General features: G+C 73.7%; 17 protein-coding genes and 1 pseudogene. 5 read left to right on the top strand and 13 right to left on the bottom strand.

Annotated elements, in window-relative coordinates; translation table 11 throughout:
* Window positions 1-9: 9 nt before the first annotated feature.
* Entirely contained in the window at window positions 10-444 is a 435-nt protein-coding gene (locus tag BN1555_RS32645; protein ID WP_093802763.1) for an Immediate-early protein 2, read from the bottom strand.
* A gap of 51 nt (window positions 445-495) precedes the next feature.
* Here BN1555_RS32645 and BN1555_RS32640 point away from each other — a divergent pair, with 51 nt between their 5' ends.
* Entirely contained in the window at window positions 496-2,037 is a 1,542-nt protein-coding gene (locus tag BN1555_RS32640; protein ID WP_093802762.1) for an ATP-dependent DNA ligase, read from the top strand.
* Window positions 2,038-2,043: 6 nt separating this feature from the next.
* Here BN1555_RS32640 and BN1555_RS32635 read toward each other — a convergent pair whose 3' ends face one another.
* Complete coding sequence (locus tag BN1555_RS32635) at window positions 2,044-6,771, bottom strand: HEAT repeat domain-containing protein (protein WP_093802761.1); 4,728 nt, start codon at window positions 6,769-6,771, stop codon at window positions 2,044-2,046.
* A 134-nt stretch (window positions 6,772-6,905) separates the two neighbouring features.
* Between BN1555_RS32635 and BN1555_RS32630 the strand changes: the two genes are divergently transcribed.
* Window positions 6,906-7,097 carry a DUF4236 domain-containing protein gene (locus BN1555_RS32630; protein ID WP_093802760.1) on the top strand — a complete coding sequence of 64 codons (192 nt, stop codon included), beginning with the start codon at window positions 6,906-6,908 and terminating at the stop codon, window positions 7,095-7,097.
* Between the two features lie 20 nt (window positions 7,098-7,117).
* Here BN1555_RS32630 and BN1555_RS32625 read toward each other — a convergent pair whose 3' ends face one another.
* Window positions 7,118-7,492, bottom strand: a complete 375-nt coding sequence (locus tag BN1555_RS32625; RefSeq protein WP_093802759.1) for a DoxX family protein — start codon at window positions 7,490-7,492, stop codon at window positions 7,118-7,120.
* Window positions 7,493-7,589: 97 nt separating this feature from the next.
* Complete coding sequence (locus BN1555_RS32620) at window positions 7,590-9,104, bottom strand: alpha/beta fold hydrolase (protein ID WP_093802758.1); 1,515 nt, start codon at window positions 9,102-9,104, stop codon at window positions 7,590-7,592.
* A gap of 132 nt (window positions 9,105-9,236) precedes the next feature.
* On the opposite strand from BN1555_RS32620, the gene paaK reads away from it, so the two are divergent.
* A complete protein-coding gene (gene paaK / locus BN1555_RS32615; protein ID WP_093802757.1) occupies window positions 9,237-10,526 on the top strand; it encodes a phenylacetate--CoA ligase PaaK in 1,290 nt (429 codons plus the stop codon).
* Here paaK and BN1555_RS32610 read toward each other — a convergent pair.
* Window positions 10,495-12,021, bottom strand: a complete 1,527-nt coding sequence (locus BN1555_RS32610) for an acyl-CoA synthetase (protein ID WP_093802756.1) — start codon at window positions 12,019-12,021, stop codon at window positions 10,495-10,497. The genes paaK and BN1555_RS32610 overlap by 32 nt on opposite strands.
* 146 nt (window positions 12,022-12,167) lie before the next feature.
* On the opposite strand from BN1555_RS32610, the gene BN1555_RS32605 reads away from it, so the two are divergent.
* Window positions 12,168-14,591 (top strand): penicillin acylase family protein, encoded by a 2,424-nt coding sequence (locus tag BN1555_RS32605; protein ID WP_093802755.1) that lies wholly within the window; start codon window positions 12,168-12,170, stop codon window positions 14,589-14,591.
* A gap of 202 nt (window positions 14,592-14,793) precedes the next feature.
* On the opposite strand, the gene BN1555_RS39285 is transcribed toward BN1555_RS32605, so the two are convergent.
* A complete protein-coding gene (locus tag BN1555_RS39285; RefSeq protein ID WP_176710206.1) occupies window positions 14,794-14,958 on the bottom strand; it encodes an Asp23/Gls24 family envelope stress response protein in 165 nt (54 codons plus the stop codon).
* A gap of 124 nt (window positions 14,959-15,082) precedes the next feature.
* Between BN1555_RS39285 and BN1555_RS32600 the strand changes: the two genes are divergently transcribed.
* Entirely contained in the window at window positions 15,083-16,822 is a 1,740-nt protein-coding gene (locus BN1555_RS32600; RefSeq protein WP_176710317.1) for a serine hydrolase domain-containing protein, read from the top strand.
* A 113-nt stretch (window positions 16,823-16,935) separates the two neighbouring features.
* On the opposite strand, the gene BN1555_RS32595 is transcribed toward BN1555_RS32600, so the two are convergent.
* The 7 genes and pseudogenes from BN1555_RS32595 to BN1555_RS32570 form a co-directional block, all read right to left on the bottom strand.
* On the bottom strand, window positions 16,936-18,486 hold the full coding sequence (locus tag BN1555_RS32595; protein ID WP_093802753.1) for a phytoene desaturase family protein: 1,551 nt from the start codon (window positions 18,484-18,486) through the stop codon (window positions 16,936-16,938).
* Between the two features lie 60 nt (window positions 18,487-18,546).
* Window positions 18,547-20,811, bottom strand: coding sequence for a serine/threonine-protein kinase (locus tag BN1555_RS32590; RefSeq protein WP_093802752.1), 2,265 nt, complete (start codon window positions 20,809-20,811; stop codon window positions 18,547-18,549).
* Window positions 20,793-21,717 (bottom strand): annotated as a pseudogene (locus BN1555_RS32585) (oxygenase MpaB family protein). The gene BN1555_RS32590 and the pseudogene BN1555_RS32585 overlap by 19 nt, the downstream one beginning before the upstream one ends.
* Window positions 21,718-21,805: 88 nt before the next feature.
* A complete protein-coding gene (locus BN1555_RS41755; RefSeq protein ID WP_369689011.1) occupies window positions 21,806-22,375 on the bottom strand; it encodes a DUF72 domain-containing protein in 570 nt (189 codons plus the stop codon).
* Window positions 22,372-22,713: a DUF72 domain-containing protein gene (locus tag BN1555_RS41750; protein ID WP_369689010.1), complete on the bottom strand. Its 342-nt coding sequence runs from the start codon at window positions 22,711-22,713 to the stop codon at window positions 22,372-22,374. The genes BN1555_RS41755 and BN1555_RS41750 overlap by 4 nt, the downstream gene beginning before the upstream one ends.
* Before the next feature lie 2 nt (window positions 22,714-22,715).
* Entirely contained in the window at window positions 22,716-23,432 is a 717-nt protein-coding gene (locus tag BN1555_RS41745; RefSeq protein WP_093802751.1) for a CBS domain-containing protein, read from the bottom strand.
* On the bottom strand, window positions 23,416-24,066 hold the full coding sequence (locus tag BN1555_RS32570) for a HemK2/MTQ2 family protein methyltransferase (protein ID WP_093802750.1): 651 nt from the start codon (window positions 24,064-24,066) through the stop codon (window positions 23,416-23,418). Before BN1555_RS32570 ends, BN1555_RS41745 begins: the two co-directional genes overlap by 17 nt.
* Between the last annotated feature and the right edge of the window lie 40 nt (window positions 24,067-24,106).

The raw sequence follows: 24,106 nt of genomic DNA, 5'->3' as shown, positions 1-24,106 counted from the left end.
GCCCCGCCCCTACGCCCCGAGCAGGCCCTTCACCGCCCGGCCGAAGACCACCCGACCCGCCCGTACGATCACCGCGTCGAGCGCCCGGGGGAACCCGCGCAGCCGCAGCTCCTCCGTCCAGACGACCACGGCTCCGCTCCGGGCGGGGCGTACGTCGATCTCGGCCCACCCCAGGACCACCCTGCCCCGCTTCTCCAACCGGCAGTGGCCGACGCCGCCCCGCACCGGCGGGTCCCAGGCCACGACCTCCATCGGGTCGTCGAAGCCCAGGCGTCCCAGGCCCGTACGGGCCACGAGCACCGTCCCCTCGGCGGTCGGCGACGGGGTGACGACGGTGATGCGGGTGAGCGGGACCTGAGCCGCGTGGTGTTCCCACACGGTCAGGCGCCGCCACGCCTCGTCGGCCGGCAGCGGCGTTCGGCGTTCGATACGGAAGAGGGCCACCACCCGACCTTAGAGCTGTGCGACGGCGCGCGCCGTTGCAGGATGGAGGGCATGCTGCTGGCCACACTCGCCCGGGTCTCGCGGGAGATCGCCTCGACGTCGGCGCGCTCGCGCAAGACAGCGCTGCTGGCGGAGCTCTTCCGGAGCGCTGGGCCCGACGACGTACCGATCGTGATCCCCTACCTGGCGGGCCGCCTCCCCCAGGGACGCGTCGGGATCGGCTGGAACCTGTTGCGCGAGCCCGTCGCTCCCGCCGCCGAACCCACGCTGACCGTGCGTGAGGTGGACTCGGTTCTGACGGAGTTCGCGGGGATCTCGGGTCCCGGCGCGCAGGCGCTGCGGGGGCGGCTGGTGCGGGAGCTGATGGCGGCGGCGACGGAGGAGGAGCAGCGGTTCCTGTTCGGGCTGCTCACGGGAGAGGTGCGGCAGGGGGCTCTGGACGCGCTGGCGGCGGAGGGGCTGGCCGCGGCGGCTTCGGTGCCCGCCGCCGAGGTGCGCCGGGCGGTGATGCTGGGCGGTTCGCTGGTCGCGGTCGGCCGGGCACTGCTGGCCCGGGGCCCCGCGGCGCTCGCGGAGTTCAGCCTCCGGGTGGGCCGCGCGGTGCCGCCGATGCTGGCGCACCCCGGGCAGGACGTCGGCGCGGCGGTCGGCAGGCTCGGGCCGTGCGCCGTGGAGGAGAAGCTGGACGGCGTCCGGGTGCAGGTGCACCGTGACGGGGCGTGGGTGCGCGTCTTCACCCGCACCCTGGACGACATCACGGACCGCGTACCGGAACTGGTCTCGGCCGCCGCCGGGTTGGCCGGTGACCGGTTCATCCTCGACGGCGAGGTCATCGCGTTCGACGCGGAGGGCGGGCCGCGCCCCTTCCAGGACATCGCGGGCCGTGTCGGCTCCCGCCTCGACGTGGCGGCGGCCCGTGAGGCGCTGCCCCTGTCGCCCGTCTTCTTCGACGCACTGGCGCTCGACGGCGAGGCCCTCCTGGACCTGCCCTACCGGGACAGGTACGAGCGGCTGGCGCGCCTGGTGCCCGAGCCGATGCGCGTACGCCGGACGGTGGTGACCGGTCCCGGCGACGCGCCGCAGGCCGAGGACTTCCTGGCGCGGACGCTGGAGCGCGGTCACGAAGGAGTGGTGCTCAAGGCGCTGGACTCGCCCTACCAGGCGGGGCGGCGCGGCGCTTCGTGGCTCAAGGTGAAACCCGTGCACACGCTCGACCTGGTGGTGCTGGCCGCCGAGTGGGGGCACGGCCGCAGGACCGGCAAGCTCTCGAATCTGCATCTCGGGGCACGGCGGCCCGACGGTACGTTCGCGATGCTCGGCAAGACGTTCAAGGGACTCACCGACGCGATGCTGGACTGGCAGACGGAGCGGCTGCGGGAGCTGGCGACCGACGACAGCGGTCATGTGGTGACCGTACGTCCGGAACTCGTCGTCGAGGTCGCCTACGACGGGCTCCAGCGGTCCACGCGCTACCCGGAAGGGGTGACGCTGCGTTTCGCGCGTGTGGTGCGCCACCGCGAGGACAAACCGGCCGCCGAGGCGGACACGGTCGCCACCGTCCTCGCCACCGGTCCGGTGCGGGCGGCGGACTGAACGCCCCTACCCGCCGTCGGCGGGCGCGGACGTGATCTGTCCGAGCAGGTCCGTGTAGAGGGACCGTTTGTCGGGGCGGGCGTGGTCGGCGGCGTGCCGCAGGGCGGGGACCGCCGACGTGCTCATACGGACCAGCCCCTCACGTGCCGCCCTGCGCACCGCGGGGTGCGAGTGCTGGAGCATGTCGACCAGGGCGGGGACCGCGGGTTCCCACGCCGCGTGGCAGAGCGTCCGGACCGCCATACGCGTCACGTCGGGCTGGGGGTCGTCCAGCAGGACCGCTGTGTGGTGGAGATAGGTCTGCCGGTCGAGCATCGTCCGCGAGGTCCGGTGGGCGTGGAGGCGGACCTTGGGCCTGGGGTGTCTCAGCAACTCACCGATCAGGGTCTCCAGGTCCTTGTCCGGGTCCGGGTACTTGTCCGGGTCCGGGGTCGGTGCCCGGTGCTCCTCGGCCAGGCGGGTGAGAGCCCGGCGTATCTGCTCGGGATCGCCGGTCCGGGCCAGAGCCAGCAGTTCCTCCCGGGACGGGGGGCGGGGAGCGCCGGCCGGCGCGGTTCGCGCGCGCTCGCGCAGCGCGTCCGACGCGGCGGTGTCCCGGCGCCCCGCGTCCGGACCCCGCAACGGGCCGTCGACGAGACGGAGTCCGTCCGCCAGGTCGTCGCGTCCTTCGGCGCGCAGTCGCCGGCAGGTCCGTTCCAGTGCCGGAGTGCGCAGCAGCGGACGGCCCGAGAGCAGGTCCAGGAGACCCAGGGCACCGGCGTCGATACGGTCGCCGAGGATCTCCGCCAGCGCGTCCGCCGGGACACGGTGCAGTGCTTGTCCGGCCTTCGGGCGGACGGCGGGCGGGCCGTGCTCCCACCATCGCAGCAGCAGAGGGACCAGCGGCAGCAGGTCCGCCGGGTCTTCGAGCCGCAGGGCCGTGCGGATCACCCTCTGGGGCAGGATCTCGCCGGTGCGGAGTTCCGTCTCGCCGATGGCGCTCAGTGCGCGGGCCGGGCACGCCTGGACAGGCACCGTGACGCGGCCGCGGAGAAACGCTCGCATGACGTGAACCGCGACTTCGGGTTCGGGCCACTCCGAGAGCGCCAGGGCTGCGGCGTCCCTGCGGTCCGGAGCGGCGGCTTCCAGCATGGCCAGCAGACGCTCGCGCTGTGCGGCCGAACGCGGCTGGTCGAGATCGCCGCCACGGACGGCTCGCGCCGCACGGGCCGGGGGCGGTGCGCCGGCTGTCTCCGCGATGGTCCAGGGCGGTGCGCCGAGGGGCTGAAGGGCGGTCATCCAGTCGAGGAGAGCCACGCGGACCTCCGGGCCGGCGGCCGCGTACGCGCCGATCAGCGCGCTCAGGCGATCCCGGGAACCCGGAACGCCGTCGGCGGTGCGGCGGCGGAACTCCTCCAGGGCGCCTGGCGTACGTACTGCCTCATGCAGCGCCGCCTGCCATGCCTCGGCGTCGGTGCCGGTGGCGCCGGTGGTGCCAGTGGTGCCGGCCTCGGTGGGAGCAGGCGGCTGCGGGACGGTGAACACGCCGCGCAGCACGGCCGTCTCGGCCCGCCAGGGGTCGGCGCCGAGCCGGACCTCGGCGAGGGACCGGTCGAGATCGGTACGGACCAGCACCGCATCGCAACGCCGCAGCAGCGTCAGGAGGGACCTGCCTCCCGCGGCTCCGGCGGGCAGTGCGCGTACCGCGGCCGCCACCGAGGACCTCTCGACGGCTGTCAGGGCCGGCGCGACCGCTTCGAGCAGCGCGACGAGGTCGTGTCCGCTCTCCCCGTCCGGCCCGTCGGCGAGCTCGTCGAGCAGGCACTGGACGTGCCGGGCGAAGACCGCAGGCTCCCCGGCCGCCCGGGGGGCGGGGCACAGCCGCATCGTGAACCGCAGGACGCGGCTCCGTACCGTGGGCGCGGAGCCCGCCAGGCGCAGCCAGTCCGCCAGCATGGGCCGCAGCTCCCGCAGCCGGTCGGGGTGCGGCGGCTCTGGTCTCTCCGCGATGCGCAGGGCGACGGAAGGGTCCCAGCCCTCGGTCAGCAGCGACGTGACCTCGGGGTCCGTTCCCGCCGGGCCCAGGCCCGGCTCCGGCCGCCGGGCGGCGGGCGGAGTGAAGCCGTGCCTGGCCAGTGGCACCGCCAGGTCCGCGGCCGTCCCGGAAGCGAGGGCGACCCGGCCGTCCGCCACCAGGGCGAGCAGCATCGGTGCGACCGGTGATCCCTGGCCGTCCAGGGCGAGGACCGAGCGCGCCGGCAGTACGCCGCCGAGGCCGGTCAGGAGCAGTTCGCGCGTGCGGCCGTCCTCGCCGCGCTCGGCGGCGGCGAGGACGGTCGCCGCGAACGCGTCGCCGAGGATCGCGCGCAGTGCCTCGACGAGTGCGGCGCGCAGCCCCGGATTGTCGTGGCGCCCGAGCCGGCGGAGCAGGGCCGGTACCGCGGCGGGTGTGCCGGCCCGGACCAGAACCCCGGCGGCGGTCTTCTTGACGTTCATGTTCGGGTGGCCGAGGCACGCGGCGACCGCGGCGCATGCCCAGCGGGCCCGCGCGTGGCCGAGGGCCAGCAGCGCCTGCCGTACGGTCTGGATGTCCTGGGCGGTGGTCAGCGTTATCAGGGTCGCCGACAACGCCTGCGCGTCGTCTCCCGCAGCGTCCCGGGCGAGCAGCGCGATGACGTGCTTGCGCACGTGCCGGTCGCGGGAGCGCAGCAGGCGGTGCACGCGTGGGCGGATGTGCGGGCCGGGGGCGGGGACCCTGAGGAGCAGTTCGAGCAGAGTCGACTGCTCGCCGCCGGACAGCCCGGGCCGGTCCAGCAGATCCAGCGCCAGGGTGGCGGCGAGTGCGTGGCCGGCCTCGCACGCGTGCGCCGCGTCGAGCAGGCAGACCGGTCTGATCTTCCCCCGCTCGTAAAGGCGGCGGCCCAGCGCGTACAGGGCTTCCAAAACCTCCTGAGGCACCTCGGGCTCTTTGGCCTGTCCACCACTGCCGGGCCCCGGACCGCGGCCCGCGCCGGCTCCGCCCGGCTCCCGGGACGCCGCCGCCTCGCGCACGACGACCAGCAGGAGGTCCGTGATGAACGGCAGCGTGCCGGCGCTCCCGTGGGCGGCCAGCCTGCACAGCGCCGCTACCGGTTCGTCCGGGTCGAGGTGCGAGCGCAGGAGGGCCAGTTCCCGCTCGTCGGGAGCGCCCAGGTCGGCCGCGATACGGGCCGGCAGGTCGGCGGGGTCGAGACGGAGGAGGAGGCCGTGCCGCCGGTGCGGCTCGTGGCTCAGATGCCACAGCAGCTCAAGGGCCCGGCCGCGTACGGCGCGCAGGTGGGGCGCGATCACCCCCAGGGGCTGGTCCGGCGCCGCGTCCGGGGCCAGGCCGAGCCCTTCGGCCAACGCCACCGCCGTCCGGTCCCCGCCGATGGCCTCCAGGGTCTTCAGGGCCGCCGAGGGCGCGGCGGGCAGGAGAGCGATCACGGCGTCTTCGGCGTCCGCGTGGCGCAGTCGGCGGATCGCGTCGAGGAACGGTCCGGGCACCGGGGACAGGGAGAGCATCCGCGTGATCGCTTCCCCGATCGGCAGCTCCCCCGGCCCCTGCCCGGCCAGGGCCACCAGCAGGGCGAGCCGCCGCGGCCAGTTCGGGTCGTCGGCGGCCGCCTCCACCAGTACCCGGAACATCGCCCGACGGCAGGTGAACAGGACCGTCGCGACTTCCCCGGGGTCGATCGTGTGGTCGGCGAGTGCCAGGCCGATGACGGCCGGGACCACCCTGTCGTCCGGGAAGTGCCCGCGCCGGTGGAGTCCGCGCAGGCACGTCACCGCCGGCCCGCCGAGCAGCAGCGGGTCCTGTGCGGCGACGGTCGTCAGCTCACCGATGTCGCCGCGTTCCGCCAGGTCGCCGAGCCGTTCCAGCGCCCGCCGCCGAAGGCGCGGCGCCAGGTCCGGATTCCCGACGGCCCGGCGCAGCACATCGCGGCGCCCGTGGTGGGCGGCGGCCGCGAGCGCGGCATCGGCCACGCCGGGGTTCTCGGCCGTCGCGCCGGCCGAGAGGAACGGGGACAGGCATGCGGGCAGCAGCGGGTGCAGCGCCGCCCATGGCGCGGTGAGTTCGCCCAGCACGGCGGCCACGACATCGGCGCTGCCGCCGGTGAGCATGCCGACGAGGTGCTCGCGGACCAGCGCGGGGGCCAGCAATCCGGCGTACAGCCCCTCCCGGGCCAGCCGCAGGGCCTCGGCCCGGAGCACCGGGTCACCGCTGCGCGCCAGTTCGGCCACGAGGCGGTCGGGGCGGCCGGGGCGGTGCGCGCCGGTGACACCGGTCTCCCGTACGGCCTGGTACAGGAGTTCACCCGGGGGTTCTCTTCGCACCAGCGCCGGATCGTGGAGAAGTTCCGCGCGCAGCCAGGCGATCCGTACCCCTGCCGGCAGTTCAGCCGTACGCCACGACGGCGGGCGCCGTCCGCCGAGGTGCGGTCGCAGGCGCTCGTACAGCCCCGCCAGAACGAGCGCCGCCTCCGGCGGCTCCACCATGGATCCGGGCAGCGCCTCCGCGAACCGCGCCAAGTCCGCTTCGCCGACGGTGCGGTCCGTCTCCAGCCGCTCGGCCAGGAGTACCAGTCCCCGGTACCTCTGACGGGGGTCCTCGTGCGTGACGAGGCGGCGGAAGAGGGCCGGCGAGCAGGTCCCGGCGCCGGGGCCGCCGGCCGGCCTGCCGGTGCCGGTCCGGCGTACCGCATCGTGCAGGGGTTCGTCCGCCGGTGTCGTCACGGTCGGATCGTATGTGGGGCAATCACCGCACCACCAGCGAGATTTCCCCGCACCGCGTGCCGGCGGCGGGGCATGGTACGGGCAGGACAGGACACCCGTACAGCATCGGATCCCCTCCTCGAAGGACGCCGACCATGCCGATCACATTCCGCAAGAGCTTCCGGATCCTCCCGGGGGTGCGGCTGAACGTCAACCGCCGCTCCTGGTCCATCACGACGGGCGGCGGGAGCGGCCCCCGGCACACCGTCAGCAGTACGGGCCGCCGCACCACCTCCGTGGACCTGCCGGGCCCCTTCGGCTGGCGCAGGACCACGCGCAGGCGCTGAGCCCGCCCGCACGGGCGGGCTCAGCGAGTGGCGTCCCGGCCGGTCCTGGCCGCCCACAGGACGAGCGGGACCTGGAGCGGGAGCCGCCCCCAGGCCAGGGCCTTGAGCGGGGCGGACTTGTGGCGCCAGTCGTACGCCATCTTCACGTTGGCCGGGAAGACGCCCGCGAAGAAGCACGCGGCGGCGACCGCGCCCGCCCGCCGGGTGCGGGGCACCGCGATCCCCGCCGCCAGCAGGAGCTCGGCGACGCCGCTCGCGTGCGTCCAGGCACGGGGGCTTCCCGGCAGCGCCCGGGGAACGATCGCGTCGAACTGCCCGGGCGCCACGATGTGGGCGGTGCCGGCCGCCGCGAGAAGCCCCACGAGCAGACGCGCGGAACGGTCGGTGGTGGTCAACCTGGGCCTCCGGGACAGATGCGGAAGGTACGGCAGTCGCGGCAGTCGCGGCAGCATGATTATTACCAGCCGGTACCCCGCGTTGCCAGACACCGTGTCAGAAGCAGCCGGCCGCCCTGAGCTCCGCGAGGAACGCCTCGGGCGCGTCCTGGTGGATCAGATGGCCCACGCCGACGGTCGCCAGGCGACAGCCGGGGATCAGCTCCGCCGTCCGCGCCAGCCGGTCCTGCGGCATGTGGCTGGCGGGGCCGCCCGCGATCAGCAGCGCGGGTGAGGTGATGGAGGCCAGGCCCTCACGCCAGGCGGGGTCCGGGTCGTTGTACTGCGCGTCGGTGGCGGGGAGGACGTCCCAGTCGAAGTCCCGCTCCTCGTCCGTGCGGACCGGGACCGGGCGCGGCGGGTCCGCGGGGAACGGCGGAACAGGCTCCTCCATGACGAGCCGGCCGATCCGCTCCGGGCACGCCTGGGCGACCAGCGCGGCGACCAGGCCCCCCATGGAGTGACCGACGAGGTCCGTGCGGTCCAGGCCGAGCGCGTCGAGGAACGCCCGTACGTCGTCACGCATCAGGGGGTACGAGTAGGCGCCCGGCCAGTCGCTCAGCCCGTGGCCGCGCAGGTCGGGGGCGTACACCCGCCGGGTGGCGGCGAGCCGCTCCGCGACGTGCGTCCAGTGGGCGCTGTTCCCGGACCGGCCGTGCAGCAGCACGACGGGCGGCGCGGCGGGATCGCCCCAGGTGCGGTACGCGATCCGGATACCGTTCGCCCGTACGCTCCGCAGCTCCGGATCGAAGAAGGCGCCCACGGTACGGGCGAACCGGCCGGGGTCGTCCAGCCACGGGAAGTGGCCGCCGCCGGGCTGGACGGTCAGTTCGGCGCCGGGGAAGAGCGCGGCGATCTCGGCGGCGCGCTCCGGGGTGGGCACGCCGTCGCGTTCCCCGGCGAGCACGAGGACCGGCGCCCGGAGCGCCGCCAGCGCGGTGCGCGTCGCCGGCGGATCGAAGACGCTCTGGGTGACGAACACCTTCGCCGCCGCCTCGTTCAGCTGGAGCGGGCTCGCCGCGGCGTGCGCCCGGGCGGCCGCGTCCCAGCGCCCGTAGAGGAACGGGCGGGCCGAACCGGGTGCGTCGGCGCCGCGCAGCTGGGCTTCGAGGGCGGCGTACGCCTCCTCGAACCACGGCTCGTCCTGCCGCAGCCGCGCCGCCGCCAGCCGGTCCTCGGCCGTCACCGGCACCCCCGCCGCCCACGCGGTCGGTGTGACGAGCGCCAGACGGCGGACGCGGCCGGGACGGGCGGCGGCGTACAGCATGGCGAGACTGCCCGCCGCCGAGTGCGCCAGCAGATCCATCCGCTCCAGGCCCAGGTGTTCGCGCAGCGCCTCGACGTCGGCGACGAGCCGCTCGCAGCGGTACGTCGCCGGGTCGGCCGGGACCTCGGAGTCACCGGTGCCGCGCAGGTCGAGGAGGACGAGTTGCCGGTGGGCGGCGAGCCCGCCCAGGTCGCCGAGGTAGGCGGAGGCGCGCATGGCGCCGCCGGGCAGGCAGACCAGCGGCTCCCCCTCTCCCACGAGGTGGTAGGCGAGTGTGGTCCCGTCGTACGCGTCGAATGTCCCCATGCGCAAGATCATGTCAACTGCCGGAGGCCCCGGGCAACGCACTCCCTTGACGTCCGACCGGGCTCCTGGATTACTGGCCCACGGAAGATCGACCGAATGATCGGTTGTCCGGCCGGTGCGGGAGAGTCACCCATGACGGTTTTGCTGGACGCGGCGGAGCAGCTCGGCCGCGATGAACTCGGCGCGCTGCAACTCGGACGGCTGCGGACGACGCTGCGCCGCGCGTACGAGAACGTCCCGTTCTACCGGCAGTCGTTCGACGAGGCCGGACTCCGTCCCGAGGACTGCCGTTCGCTCGCCGATCTCGCCCGCTTCCCCTTCACGGTCAAGACCGACCTGCGCGACCACTACCCCTTCGGCATGTTCGCCGTTCCCGAGTCCGACATCCGCCGCATCCACGCGTCCAGCGGCACGACGGGCCGCCCGACGGTCGTCGGCTACACCGAGCGCGACCTGGACATGTGGGCCGACGTGGTCGCCCGCTCGATCCGCGCGGCCGGTGGCCGTCCCGGTCACAAGGTGCATGTGGCGTACGGGTACGGCCTGTTCACCGGCGGGCTCGGCGCGCACTACGGGGCCGAGCGGCTCGGCTGCACCGTCATCCCCGCGTCGGGCGGCATGACCGCGCGCCAGGTGCAGCTGATCCAGGACTTCCGCCCCGAGATCGTCATGGTGACACCGTCCTACATGCTGACGCTGCTCGACGAGTTCGAACGCCAGGGCGTCGATCCCCGTACGACCTCCCTCAGGGCCGGTATCTTCGGCGCCGAACCGTGGACCGAGGAGATGCGGCGCGAGATCGAGGAGCGGTTCGCGATCGACGCCGTCGACATATACGGGCTGTCGGAGGTCATCGGCCCCGGAGTGGCGCAGGAGTGCGTGGAGACCAAGGACGGTCTGCACATCTGGGAGGACCACTTCTATCCCGAGGTCGTCGACCCCGTCACGGGTGAGGTGCTGCCGGACGGCGAGCGGGGCGAGCTGGTCTTCACCTCGCTCACCAAGGAGGCCATGCCCGTCGTCCGCTACCGCACGCGCGACCTCACACGGCTGCTCCCGGGAACGGCGCGCCCCGGCTTCCGGCGGATGGAGAAGGTCACCGGCCGCAGCGACGACATGGTCGTCCTGCGCGGCGTGAACCTCTTCCCCACCCAGATCGAGGAGATCGTGCTGCGTACGCCCGGTGTCGCCCCGCACTTCCAGCTGCGGCTGACCCGCGAGGGCCGGATGGACCACCTGACCGTACGGGCGGAGGCGCGGGCCGAGTCCACCGGGGAGCAGCGGGCGGCCGCGTCGGCGTCGATCGCGGCCGCCGTGAAGGACGGCGCGGGGGTGTCGGTCGGGGTCGAGATCGTCGCCCCCGGGACACTGGAGCGGTCGGTGGGCAAGCTCAGACGGATCGAGGATCTGCGGACGGGGTGACCACGCCGAAGCGGTCCCGCAGTTCGCGTTTGAGGATCTTCCCGCTGGCGTTGCGCGGCAGCTCGTCCACGAACAGCACCCGCTTCGGGGCCTTGAAGTGGGCGAGCTTCTCGCGGGCGTGCGCGAGGAGTTCCTCTTCCGTCACCTCGCCGCGCGGTACGACGACGGCGGTGACGGCCTCGATCCAACGGTCGTCGGGCAGTCCGACGACCGCCGCCTCCGCGACGCCCGGGTGGGTGTAGAGCGCGTCCTCGACCTGCCGTGAGGCGACGAGCACGCCACCGGAGTTGATGACGTCCTTCACCCGGTCGACGATCGTGAAGTACCCCTCGCGGTCGCGCACCGCGAGGTCCCCGGAGCGGAACCAGCCGTCGCGGAAGGCCTCCCTGGTCTCGGCCGCCCTGTGCCAGTAGCCCTCGCACAACTGCGGTGAGCGGTAGACGACTTCGCCCGCCGTTCCGTCGGGGACCTCGTCGCCGTTCTCGTCGACGACCTTCGCCTCGACGAAGAGCACGGGCCTGCCGCACGAGTCCATCCGCCCCTCGTGCTCGTCCGGCCCGAGGACGGTGGCCAGCGGGCCGATCTCGCTCTGGCCGAAGCAGTTGTAGAAGGCCAGCCCGGGCAGCCGTTCACGCAGCCGCTCCAGTACCGGTACGGGCATGACGGACGCGCCGTAGTACGCCTTGCGCAGCCCGCTCAGGTCGCGGGTGGCGAAGTCCGGGTGGTTCGACAGGCCGATCCAGACCGTGGGCGGTGCGAAGAGGCTGTCCGCCCGCCCCGCCTCCACCAGGTCGAAGACCGTCTTCGCGTCGGGTCCGTCGATGATGACGTTCTCCGCGCCGACCGCGAGGTACGGCAGCAGGAACACGTGCATCTGCGCGGAGTGGTAGAGCGGAAGCGAGTGGACCGGCCGGTCGTTCTCCTCGAGGTCCAGCGCGGTGATGGCGCTGACGTACTCGTGGACGAGTGCGCGGTGCGTCATCATCGCCCCCTTCGGGAGCGCCGTGGTGCCGGAGGTGTAGAGGAACTGCACGACGTCCCGGGCGTCCCGGTCCGGGTCGAAGGGCCGCGGGGTGCCCAGCGCGGCGAGCAGCGACCCCTCGGCGTCCCGCAGCGGGCGTACGGCGACGCCCGCGGGAACGCGGTGCGCGAGGCCGGGGTCGGCGAGCACCAGCGCGCTGCCCGAGTCCTCCAGGATGTACGCCAGGTCGTCACCCGTCAGGTTCTGGTTGACCGGCACATGGACGAGCCCGGCCCGCGCACAGGCGAGGAAGGCGATCAGGTACACGTCCGAGTTGTGGCCGTAGGCCGCCACCCGGTCGCCGTCCTCCAGGCCGCCGGCGACCAGTTCGGCGGCGGCGGTGGACACCGCGACGTCCAGCTCGGCGTAGGTCCAGGTCCGGTCGGCGTACCGCAGGGCGGTGCGTTGCGGGGTCCGCCGCGCGCTGCGGCGCACGATCCCGTCGACTGTGCTGCCGCGTACGTCTGTCGTCATGGCGTGATCCTGGGGCGCGGTGCCACCGGGGTCAAGTGGCCGAGGGGCTGGATACCGGCCGGGATGTTGACATGGGCTCATCAGAATGCCTGCATGGACCAATCACTCTGCCAACCCCTTGCGCCGCAGTCACTCTGGGAGGCACGTTGCACTTCCGTACTCGCCTGAAACGGCTCACGTTCACCGGAATGGCCCTGGTCACCGCGGCGGCCGTGCTGCCGCCGGCCGCCGCCGGGGCCGCCTCCGGGACCACCGACGCCGGTTCCCGCGACCGCCATCCGTCGTCCGGCAGGCTGTCCGCCCTCATCCGCTACACAGAGCACGGCATTCCGCACATCGTGGCCAAGGACTACGCGAACCTCGGCTTCGGCACCGGCTGGGCCCAGGCCGCCGACCAGGTGTGCACGCTCGCCGACGGGTTCGTGACCGTGCGCGGCGAGCGTTCGCGCCACTTCGGCCCGGACGCGGCACCCGACTCCTCGCTGTCGTCCGCCACCAGGAACCTGTCCAGCGACCTCTACTTCGCCGGCGTACGGGACGCGGGTACGGTCGAGAAGCTGCTGGCCACGCCCGCCCCCGCCGGCCCCAGCCGGCAGGTCGAGGAGTCGATGCGCGGCTGGGCCGCCGGGTACAACGCGTGGCTGAAGCAGAACCGCATCACCGATCCGGCCTGCAAGGACGCCGACTGGGTGCGCCCGGTGACGCCGCTGGACGTCGCCAGACGCGGGTTCGCGGTCTCCGTCCTGGGCGGCCAGGGCCGCGGCGTCGACGGCATCACGGCCGCCGCGCCACCGGCCGCCGCGCACACGGGCGCCGCGCCCGTGAGCTCGGTCGATCCGGAGCGGGCGGCCGGTGCGGCGCGCGAGACGTTCGCTCCGCAGAACGCCGACATGGGGTCCAACGCCGTCGCGTTCAGCGGGAGGACCACCGCGAACGGGCGCGGGCTGCTGCTGGGCAATCCGCACTACCCCTGGCAGGGCGGCCGGCGCTTCTGGCAGTCGCAGCAGACCATCCCGGGCGAACTGAACGTCTCCGGCGGATCGTTGCTGGGCACGACCGCCGTCGGCATCGGCTTCAACGACAAGGTGGCCTGGAGCCACACGGTCGCGACGGGCGTCCCCCTCAGCCTCCACCAGCTGACGCTGGATCCGGCCGACCCGACGGCGTACCTCGTGGACGGCGAGAAGGAGCGGATGACGAAGCGGACGGTGTCCGTGCCGGTCAAGGGCGGGGCGCCGGTGACACGGACCCAGTGGTGGACCCGGTACGGGCCGGTCGTCACCGCGCTCGGTGCCTCGCTGCCGCTGCCCTGGTCGGCGAGGACTGCGTACGCCCTCAACGATCCGAACGCCGCCAACCTGCGGGGCTCCGACACCGCGCTGGGCTTCGCGAAGGCCCGCTCCACGCGCGACATCCAGGAGACCCTGCGCCGCGTCCAGGGACTGCCCTGGGTGAACACCGTCGCGGCGGACTCCGCCGGGCACTCCTTCTTCAGCCAGTCACAGGTCCTGCCGCGGATCACCGACGACCTCGCACAGCGCTGTTCGACACCGCTCGGGAAGGCGACGTACCCGGCGTCCGGGCTCGCCGTACTGGACGGCTCGCGCACCGACTGCGCGCTCGGCTCGGACAAGGACGCGGTGCAGCCGGGGATCTTCGGCCCGTCGAAGATGCCGGTGCTCAAGGACGCGCCGTACGTCGAGAACTCCAACGACAGCGCCTGGCTGACCAACGCGGACCGGCCGCTGACCGGTTACGAGCGGGTCTTCGGCACGGTCACGACGCCCCGCTCCCTGCGCACGCGCGGCGCGGTCGAGGACGTGTCGGCCATGGCGGAGAAGGGCCGCCTGACCATCGGCGACCTGCAACGGCAGCAGTTCGCGAACCGGGCGCCCGCGGGTGACCTGGCGGCGGCCGACGCGGCGAAGGCGTGCACGGCGCTCGCGGCGGACCGTCCGGGCCTCAAGGACGCGTGCGACGTGCTGCGGCGGTGGGACAGGACGGTGAACAGCGACAGCAGGGGCGCGCTGCTCTTCGACCGGTTCTGGCGCAGGCTGGTGGCGTCCGTACCGGCGGCCCAGCTGTGGAAGGTGCCGTTCTCCCCCGCCGATCCGGTGCGTACGCCGAACACCCTCGACACGGCCGCGCCCGGCTTCGCCGCTGCCCTCGCCTACGCGGTGGAGGAGCTGGAGGCTGCGGGCATCGCGCTCGACGCGCCGCTGGGCGAGCACCAGTTCGTCGTACGCGGCGGCAAGCGCGTCCCGGTCCACGGCGGGACGGAGTCGCTCGGCGTCTGGAACAAGATCGAGTCCGTGTGGAACGCGGCGGGCGGCGGCTACACGGACGTGGCGGCCGGCTCCAGCCACATCCAGGCGGTGGGCTGGGACGGCGGCCGCTGCCCGGTGGCGCGCACCCTGCTGACCTACACGCAGTCGTCGAACCCGGCGTCGCCGTACTCCAGCGACCAGACCGAGCTGTACTCGGGCAAGCGCTGGGTGACGTCGCGGTTCTGCGAGGAGGACATCCTCAGGTCGCCGGAACTGCGGGTGGAGCGCGTGCGCGAGCGCTGACGCCGGACGGCGTGGCGACGGCCCTCACCGGTGCGGTGGGGGCCCGTTCCGCGCGTGGGGCGTCCGCCGGCTCGCCGGCCCGGCACGGAGCGCGTGATTCCGGTGATCGCGCCGGATCGGCCCGGAGCGGGCAGGGACCCGGTCAGGGCGTCGACGGCGAGGCGCTGCGCCTCCTCGGCCGCCGGTACGGCCTCGAAACCCTTCACTCCACGCGGGGGTCCGCGTTCGAGCCGCCCTCGTCGGCCTCGTCGGGCAGGTGCACGTCCTCGACGGAGATGTTCACCTCGACGACGTGGCGCATCCGCCGTGCCCGTGTCCGAACGGCAGACGCCCAGATGCCGGGCAGGTGCGGGGCGGTTGACAGCACCCTCCGCCTGCAAGAAAGTTTCACTTGTTGAGCGCGTGGCGGAAGTTACTTTCACAAGGGGTGGCTCGTGACCGACGGTGCAGCGGACAGAGGAATCAGCCGGCGCAGGCTGGGCGGCGGCATCATGGCGCTGGGCGGCGCCCTGGTGCTCGCGCCCCTGACCGCAGGGCGGGCGGCGGCGACGGCGAAGGAAGCCGGCGGAGGCGGCGGACGGCCGACGCTGCGGCGTGGTTCGCCCGAGCGTGCCGGGTTGCTCCCCGGCCCCCTGAAGCAGCTCGTCAGCGACGCGGAGCGCTACCTCGGCCCCTCCCCCGAGCACCCCTGGTACGCGGGCGCGGTCCTGCTCGCCGGACGGGGCGGCACGGTGGCGCTGCATCAGGCGATCGGCTCGGCGGTGCGCTACTCGGCGTACGACGAGAAGACCGACACGGCGGTGGAGTTCCCGGCGGACCAGCAGATCGCGATGGCCGAGGACACGGTCTTCGACCTGGCGTCGATCTCGAAGCTCTTCACCTCCATGCTCGCCGTGCAGCAGATCGAGCGGGGCGCGCTGGAGCTGGAGGAGAGGGTCGCCGCGTATCTCCCGGAGTTCGGGGGCGCGGGGAAGCAAGATGTAACGGTTCGTCAGCTGCTCACGCACACGTCCGGGTTCCGCGCGTGGATCCCGCTCTACAAGGAGCCGACGCGCGAGGGGAAACTGCGGCTTCTGTGGAACGAGGCGCCGACCGGCGTGCCCGGGACCAAGTACCTCTACTCGGACCTGAACCTGGTCTCGCTGCACCTGGTCCTCGAAGAGATCACCGGTCGCGCTCTGGACGCCCTGCTGCACGACGAGATCACCGCTCCGCTCGGGATGCACCGCACTCGTTTCAATCCGCCCGCTTCCTGGAAGCCGAAGATCGCCGCCACCGAGGACGCCCGGCTGCCCTGGTCCGGTCTCGACCGGGGGCTGGTGTGGGGCGAGGTGCACGACGAGAACGCGTACGGCTTCGGCGGTGTCGCGGGACACGCCGGGGTGTTCTCCACCGCCTGGGACCTGGCGGTTCTCGCGCGTACGCTCCTCAACGGCGGCGCGTACGGGCGGGCCCGGATCCTGGAGCCCGAATCGGTGGAGCTGATGTTCACCGACTTCAACACCGCCTTCCCGGGCGACGAGCACGGTCTCGGCTTCGAGCTCCACCAGCACTGGTACATGGGCGCGATGGCCACTCCGAAGACCGCCGGCCACACCGGGTTCACCGGCACCAGCCTGGTCCTCGACCCGTCGACCGACTCCTTCCTCGTCGTACTCGGCAACTCCGTCCACCCCGTGCGCAGCTGGCGGTCCGGCAGCGCCCCGCGCGTGGCCGCCGCCAACAACCTGGCCCGCGCCGTCGCCGTACGCCCGGCCCACGGCCGCACCGCCTGGTTCTCCGGCATGGCCTCCGCCACCACGGCCACGCTCACCCTGCCCGCCCTCACGCTCGCCCCGGACCGTCCCCGTCTGCGCTGTTCGCTGTGGTGGGACACCGAGCCCGGGTCCGACCGCCTCCTCCTCGAACTCTCGGCGGACGGGGACGCCACCTGGCAGGCGGTGCCGTTCACTACCGTGCGCAAGGGCCAGGAGCCGCAGCCGCATCCGGCGGGCGCGGTCACCGGCTGGTCGGGGCGCGTCTGGCACCGGCTGAGCGCGGACCTCGCGGCCTGGCGCGGCCAGGAGGTGCGGCTGCGCTGGCGGTACCGGACCGACACGCTGTACGTCGGGCGGGGCGCGTACGTCGACGGGCTGCGGGTCGACGACGGCCGCCGCACCCTCTTCGACGAGACCAGGCCCGCGGACGCCGCCCGTATCGAGGCGTCGGGCTGGACGGCGTCCGAGGACTGACCCGGGCGGCCCCGGGCTGATCCGGCACCGGCGACAGCGGCACCGACACCGGCGGGTCTTTCCTTCTCCCGCGCATTCCCGCGAACCGGGCCTGACGCGGCCCGGTTCGCGGATCAGCGCCCGAGCACGGCCATCGCCGCGTTGTGGCCGGGGACGCCACTGACTCCGCCGCCGCGTACGGCTCCGGCGCCGCACAGCAGGACGTTGGCGTGCGCCGTCTCGACGCCCCACCGGCCCGTCCCGGTGGACTCGTCGGCGTACGGGAAGGAGAGCGCGCGGTGGAAGATGTGGCCGCCGGGCAGCCGCAGCTCCCTTTCGAGGTCGAGCGGTGTCTTCGCCTCGATGCAGGGGCGGCCGTCCGCGTCGGGCGCGAGGCAGTCGGAGAGGGGCTCTTCGAGGTGGGTGTCGAGCTGGGCGAGGGTGGCCGCGAGGAGTTCGGCGCGGGCCGCTCCGTTGTCGTGGGCGAAGAGGCGTGCCGGGGTGTGCAGGCCGAAGAGCGTCAGGGTCTGGTGGCCCCGGGCGGCGAGTTCCGGGCCGAGGACCGAGGGGTCGGTCAGGGAGTGGCAGTAGATCTCGGACGGCGGAACGCTCGGCAGCCGCCCCGCTGAGGCTTCCCCGTACGCGGCCGCCAATTGGCCGTACCCTTCCGCGACGTGGAACGTTCCCGCGAACGCCTCGCGCGCGTCCACGCAGCGGTCGCGCAGCCGCGGAAGTCTGCGCAGCAGCATGTTGACTTTGAACTGGGCTCCCTCGGCGGGTGCGGGAGGCTCTCCCCCGGTGAGGGCTGCGAGCGCTTCGGGCGAGGCGTTCACGAGAACGTGGCGGGCGGCGACGGTCGCCTCGCCCGTGTCGCTCCGGAAGGTCACTTCGGCGCGGCTTCCGTCGGTGTCGACACGGGTCGCCTCGTGGCCGGTGACGATCTCGGCGCCCGCCGCCCCGGCCGCGTTCGCGAGGGCGTCGGTGAGCGCCCCCATGCCGCCGACCGGCACGTTCCAGTCGCCCGTTCCGCCGCCGATCACGTGGTAGAGGAAACAGCGGTTCTGGAGCAGCGTGGGATCGTGGGCGTCGGCGAAGGTGCCGATCAGCGCGTCGGTGAGGACCGTGCCCCGTACGAGATCGTCGGTGAAGTACTCCTCGATCGCGACACCGAGCGGTTCCTCGAAGAGCATCCGCCAGGCCGCCTCGTCGCCGATACGGGCACGCAGGGCCTCCCGGGCGGGCAGTGGCTCGGTGAGGGTGGGGAAGACCCGCTCGGCGACGTGGCGCATGACGGCGTAGAAGGACTGCCAGGACGTGAACTCCTTGTCGCCGCCCGTGAGCCGGGCGAACGACTCCCGGGTCCTGTCGGCGTTGCCGCCGACCAGCAGGCCCGCGCGTCCGCGTCCGCCCGGGGTGTACGAGGAGACGGTGCGCCTGCGTACGGCGAAGTCGAGACCGAGATCGCGGACGATCCGCCGGGGCAGCAGTGAGACCAGGTACGAGTAGCGGGAGAGCCGGGCGTCGACTCCGGCGAAGGGGCGGGTGGAAACCGCCGCGCCGCCGGTGCGGTCCAGACGTTCCAGCACGAGGACGGAGCGCCCCGCGCGGGCCAGGTAGGCGGCGGCGACCAGACCGTTGTGGCCGCCGCCCACGATCACGGCGTCATAGCTGTCCTGTACGGGCATGGCGTGCGCACTCCTGTCTCCGTGTACGTGCGGGACGTGTACGTCCCCGGACCTGGTGACTCAGTGGCTCCGCGCCCCGCCCCGCCGGCGCAGATCGGCCACCCGCCGGTACAGCTCGGCGGCCTCCGCGCCGCGCCCGAGCTGCTCCAGGCAGTGCGCCTCGTCGTTGCGGCCGGCCAGGGAGTCGGGGTGGTCGGCGCCGAGGACGCGTTCGCGGGCCCCGGCGACCTGCCGGTAGACGGCGAGCGCGTCGGCCCAGCGGCCCAGCCAGCCGAGGCCGACGGCGACCTCGCGGCGGCTGACGAGCGTGTCGGGGTGGTCGGGTCCCAGGACGCGTTCGCGGATCGCGCAGACGTCGCGGGCCTCGGCCAGGGCCTCCTCCCAGCGGGCGAGGCGGCCGAGGTTGACGCCGAGGCCGTGCCGGGCGCGCAGCGTCTCGGGATCGGCGGGGCCCTGCACCCGGGTGCGGTCGTCGACCAGGTCCCGGTAGAGCTCCAGGGCCTCCGCGCTGCGGCCGAGCCGTCCGAGGCTGATGCCGATCTCGTAGCGGGCGGCGAGGGTGTCGGGGTGGTCGGCGCCGAGCACCTGCGCGCGGGCCCGGGCGACCTCCCGGTACGTCTGGAGGGCCTCCGTCCAGCGCCCCAGCCGGCCGAGTGCGTACGCGACCTCGTACCGCGTGACGAGCGTGTCCGGGTGCGTCGTGCCGAGCACCCTGGCGCGGGCCGTGGCGACTTCGAGCGCCATGCGGTACGAGTCCTCCAGGCGCCCCAGTCTGCTCAGGTTGAACGCCAGGTTGTGCCGGCAGCGCAGCGTGTCGGGGTGCTCGGGTCCCATGGTGCGCTCCCGGGAAGCGAGCACGTCCGTGTACACCTGGTGCGCCTCGAGGTGACGGCCGAGCTGGCCCAGTACGTACGCCGTCTCCTGCCGGGCGGCGAGCGTCTCGGGGTGGTCGGGTCCCATGGTCCGCTCGCGGCCCTCGGCCACGTGGCCGAACACCCGCAGGGCTTCGACCGCGTGCCCGGTCCTGCTGAGGGTGAAGCCGACCTCGTAGTGGCTGGCGAGGGTGTCGGGGTGGTCCGGGCCCAGGACGAGTTCGCGCTCGGCGGCGACCGCGCGGTGCACCTCGCCCGCCTCGTTCCAGCGGCCGAGACGGCCGAGGCTGAGGCCCGCGTCGTGCCTGCTGGTGAGTACGGCCGGCACCTCGGGCGAGGGCGTGTGCCGCTCCGGCCGGGCCGCGGCCGGAGCGGCGGACACGGCCCGCAGGCCGACGCCGGTGGTCCACTCCCCCGTCAGGCCCGCGGAGTGGTCGGGCGGGGTGGACGCGGGGGCCCACGTGCCGCTCGCCTTGTGGCCGGTCGTCATGCCGCGGGTCCAGGAGGGCAGGCGGGGGGCGCGCGACGGCGGCTGTCCGGGGCGCCCGGCCGGCGGGCGCAGGGCGGGCGGGAGCACGGGCACCGGCACCGCGACGGAGCCCGCCGCGCGTGCCGCGGTCAGGCGGTGCGCCAGGTCCTTGGCGTCGGCGGGCCGTTCCTCGGGCGTCTTGGCGAGCAGGTCGAGGACGAGGCGGTCGAAGAACTCGGGAAGTTCGGGGCGGTGGGCGCGCGGCGGCTCCGGCTGCGTGTCGCGGTGGCCGACGAGGACCGCCCAGGCGTCGTCGAGGTCGAACGGCGGAACGCCGGTGGCGATCTCGTACAGCACGCAGCCCAGCGAGTAGAGGTCGCTGCGGTGGTCGACGTGGTCGCCGCCGATCTGCTCGGGCGACATGTAGTGCGGGGTGCCCATCGCTATCCCGGTGCCGGTGAGCCGGGAGCTGAAGTCGATGTCGTGGCCCAGGCGCGCTATGCCGAAGTCGCATATCTTCACCGTGCCGTCGGTGAGCCGCATGATGTTGGCGGGCTTCAGGTCCCGGTGGACGATGCCCTGGTCGTGCGTGTAGGCGAGGGCCCAGGCGACCTGTTCGGCGATGTCGACGACCTCGGCGACGTCGAGCGGATGCGCTTTGTTGTCCTCCAGGAGCTGGCTGAGGTTGCGCCCTTCGAGCAGTTCCATCACGAGGTAGAGGACGCCGTCGTGCTCGCCGAAGTCGTGGACGACGGTGACACCGCGGTGCTGGAGGGCGGCGGCCACCCGCGCCTCCCTGCGGAAGCGTTCGCGCAGCACCCTCGTGAAGGACTCGTCGCGCTGGGGCCCCACCGGCTTGAGGCACTTGACGGCGACCCGGCGGCCCAGCGACTCGTCGCGGGCCCGCCACACCTCGCCCATGCCTCCGCGCCCGATCAGGTCGAGCAGCCGGTACCGGCCTTGGATCAGCCTGGTGTCCGCCATCTCGTGGTGTCGCCCCCGTCACTTCGCTGCGCCCTCCCCGGCCCGTCCAGTATGGCCGCCTGTCTGCGGAGTTTGTACGGGGCGGGGCGCGCGTCGGACCCGAGGCGGGCCATCGCTTTCAGAATGTGCCGGGCGGCAGTCGCCACCGCACGGGGGAGGGGACGCAGCGCAGGGCGGTTCCGGCCACGGCGAGCCTGCGGGTCACGGCCTGCGGTGCGGCGGCGGGGCGGCCGTACAGCTCATGGGCGTAGGGAGGCAGTGAGGCGTACGCGAGTGCGGCCACGCGCCGCCACAGCAGTGCGCGCGCCGGTACGAGCAGCGGGTGCACCGGGGGCCGCGGAGGAAATCGTCGACCTCGCGCGCTTCGGGCCCGGCGGCGAGTTCCGGCCTCACCCGCCCGAAGTAGGCGGCGAGTCCGGCCGTGGACGCCGGGCCCCCGGCCGGGTCGAGGCCGGCCAGGCGGGCGCTCTCGCGCTGTTCTTCGAGGTACTGGCCGGCCTGGGCGACGCTGATCCCCAGGCCCGGGCGGCGCGCGACGTCCAGGTACGAGCCGACCTCGGCGCAGTGCACCCACAGCAGCAGCTCCGGTTCGTCGACGCCGTAGCGCTCGCCGGTGGCCGGGTCGGTGGCGCCGAGCATGCTGTGGATTCTGCGGACGCGGGCGCCGGCCCGCTCAGCGGCGTCCGTGGTGCCGTAGGTGAGGGTGCCGACGAAGGAGGCGGTGCGCATCAGCCGGCCCCAGGCGTCCTCGCGGAAGTCGCTGTTCTGCATGACGCCGCGGACGGCGCGCGGGTGCAGTGCCTGGAGGTGGAGTGCGCGGAGGCCCGCGATCCACATCACCGGGTCGCTGTGCATCTGCCGGGTGACGGATCCGGGCCCGAAGAGGCCCGGGTCGGCGTCGCGCATGTCCCCACCTCCTGCCGGTACGGCCAGGTCAACCGCGGCGGCCGGCCGGCACGGAGCCCGCGGACGTGTCCGGAGACATACGGGACGCTCACCTCGGACGGTCGGGCTGTCCCGTCGGCCCCTGGTCCGCCAGCAGTCCGCACATCGTCTCGGCCGCCTCGACCGAGGCCTCGGCGCAGCAGTTGTTGAAGAGCACGTGGACCTGTTCCGTACGTTCCGCGAGCGCGTGGATGCGCGGGAGCCAGCCCCTGAGTTCGTCGCGGGTGTAGTGGTGCCGGTAGCGGTCCTCCTTGCTGCCGGTGCCCCACTGCGGGCTGCGCCCGTGGAACCGTACGACCGAGAGTGCGGGCGCCGTCGCCTCCGCGACGGGCGGCACCGAGTCGGGCAGCCCCTGGGGCGTGTCGACGGCCACCAGGGGGATGCCCCGGCTCCGCAGGAAGCCGGCCGTCTCGCCGATGCGGTCCGGGGCGAGCCACCCGGGGTGCCTGAACTCCACGGCGATCGGGGTCCCGGCCCGCTCCGCGCACTCCTCGATGTACGCCTGGGCGCGGGCGCCGGGGGCGAACCAGGGGGAGAACTGGAACAGCACGGTGCCCAGCCGGCCGGTGTCGCGCAGGGGCGCGACGCCGGCCGTGAACCGCTGCCACAGCCGCGTCATCGTGTCCGGGGACAGCTGGGACTTGCGTACCCACGCCGTCGGGGCGAGGCCCGTCGGCCGCAGGTCGGCCGGAGCGCGCCCACCCGGGCACCGTGCCCGGTGAGGAGGGCGAACGCCTTCACGTCGAAGAGGAAGCCCTCGGGGGTGCGCTCGGCCCACAGGGCGCTGACGCGCTCGGAAGGCACGGCGTAGAACGTGCTGTCGGCCTCCACCACTGGGAACCGGGAGGCGTAGTGCCGCAGCCGCCCCTCGGCTCCCCTGGCCCCCTGCGGGTACCAGCCGCTGGAGACCAGCGCGGCATCGGTCCACGAACAGGTGCCCACCAGAACGTCGCCCATGGTCATTCCGCGGACAGGGCCTCCAGGAGGTCACCGACCTGTGGTCCGGGCAGTGCCCTGGCGGCGTCGGCCCGGGCGATCACGCCGACCAGCCGGTGGTCCTCCATCACCGGGAGCCTGCGCACCTTGTGCCGCGCCATCGTGCGGAGCACCTGGTCGACGCCGTCGTCCGCCCGGACGAACACCACTTCGCCCCGCGCCAGTTCGGAGGCCTTCGTCGTGCCCGGGTCCTTGCCCGCTCCGAGCGCCCGCACCACGATGTCGCGGTCGGTCAGCATGCCCTTGAGCTTTTCGTCGGTGCCGCGGACGGGCAGGGCGCCCACACCGAGCCGCGCCATCGTCCGGGCGGCGTCCGCCAGAGTCTCCCGCTCGTCCACGCACTCCACGTCCTTGGACATGATCTGGCGTGCGGTCGTCATTGTTCCTCCTGTCTCGGATGCGGAATCGGCCGTCCGTTCACCGGAGCCGGCCGGATGCCCGGCCTCGGGCCGGGCATTCTCCCTGCGGCGGTGGCTGGTGTCGCACCAGGGGTAGCGGCGGCTGCGCCGGCAGGTGCACACGGCCACCGTGAACCGGTCGGAGCGGGCGGTCGTGCCGTCCGGCAGGGTGATCTCGACGGGGCCCTCGATCAGGACCGGACCCTGCGGGTCGACGACGACCCGCCGGACAGCCCGGTCGTCCCGCGTCCGGGGGGTTCCGCTCTCAGCTGTGCCAGGCACGGATGACCACCAGTTCCTCTTTCGTCTCGCCCGGGTCCACCAGACCCTGGGCCTCCAGCCATGCGGCGTGCCGTCGCATCACCGGTCCGTACGGCACCGTCTCGCGGGCGACGGGCTCGGCCCGCAGCCCCTGGGCGGTCAGGGCGTCCACGGTCGCGCCGACGCCGCACAGCGCCGAATGCACCAACAGCAGTACGCCGCCCGGCCTCAGCAGGGGTGGCGCCTGCACGCACAGCCGGTCCAGCACCGCACGGCCGTCCGCACCCGCCCACCAGGTGAGCTCGGCTCTCTTCGCCGGTACGCCGCCGGGGGAAGCGACGTACGGTGGATTGGAAAGGATCACATCGAAACTCTGCTTCGCCACCGTGCTCAGCAGGTCGCCGCGGCGGACGTGGACCGGATGCCCTCGCAGCCGGGCGTTGACCCGGGCCGCGAGAACGGCTCTGCGCGAGAGGTCGGTGGCGGTGACACTGGCCGCCCCGGATTCGGCGGCCACCAGGGCGAGGGCACCCGTGCCGGTGCCGACGTCGAGTACGTCGGCACCGGGCAGCCGCGGTTCTTCACGGGCCACTCGTGCGAGCAGTTCGGTGTCTTCCAGTGGGGCGTACACACCAGGTGGTCTGAGTAGGCGCATGAGACGCGGGTACCTCGAAAACCCCTGGTCGTAACGGCCC

Origin of the sequence: Streptomyces sp. Wb2n-11 (assembly GCF_001049855.1) — a bacterium.
In the GTDB taxonomy this organism is placed as follows: Bacteria; Actinomycetota; Actinomycetes; order Streptomycetales; family Streptomycetaceae; genus Streptomyces; species Streptomyces altiplanensis.
Note: the sequence above shows the minus strand (reverse complement) of the source record. Positions and strands in the feature narration are given on the sequence as shown.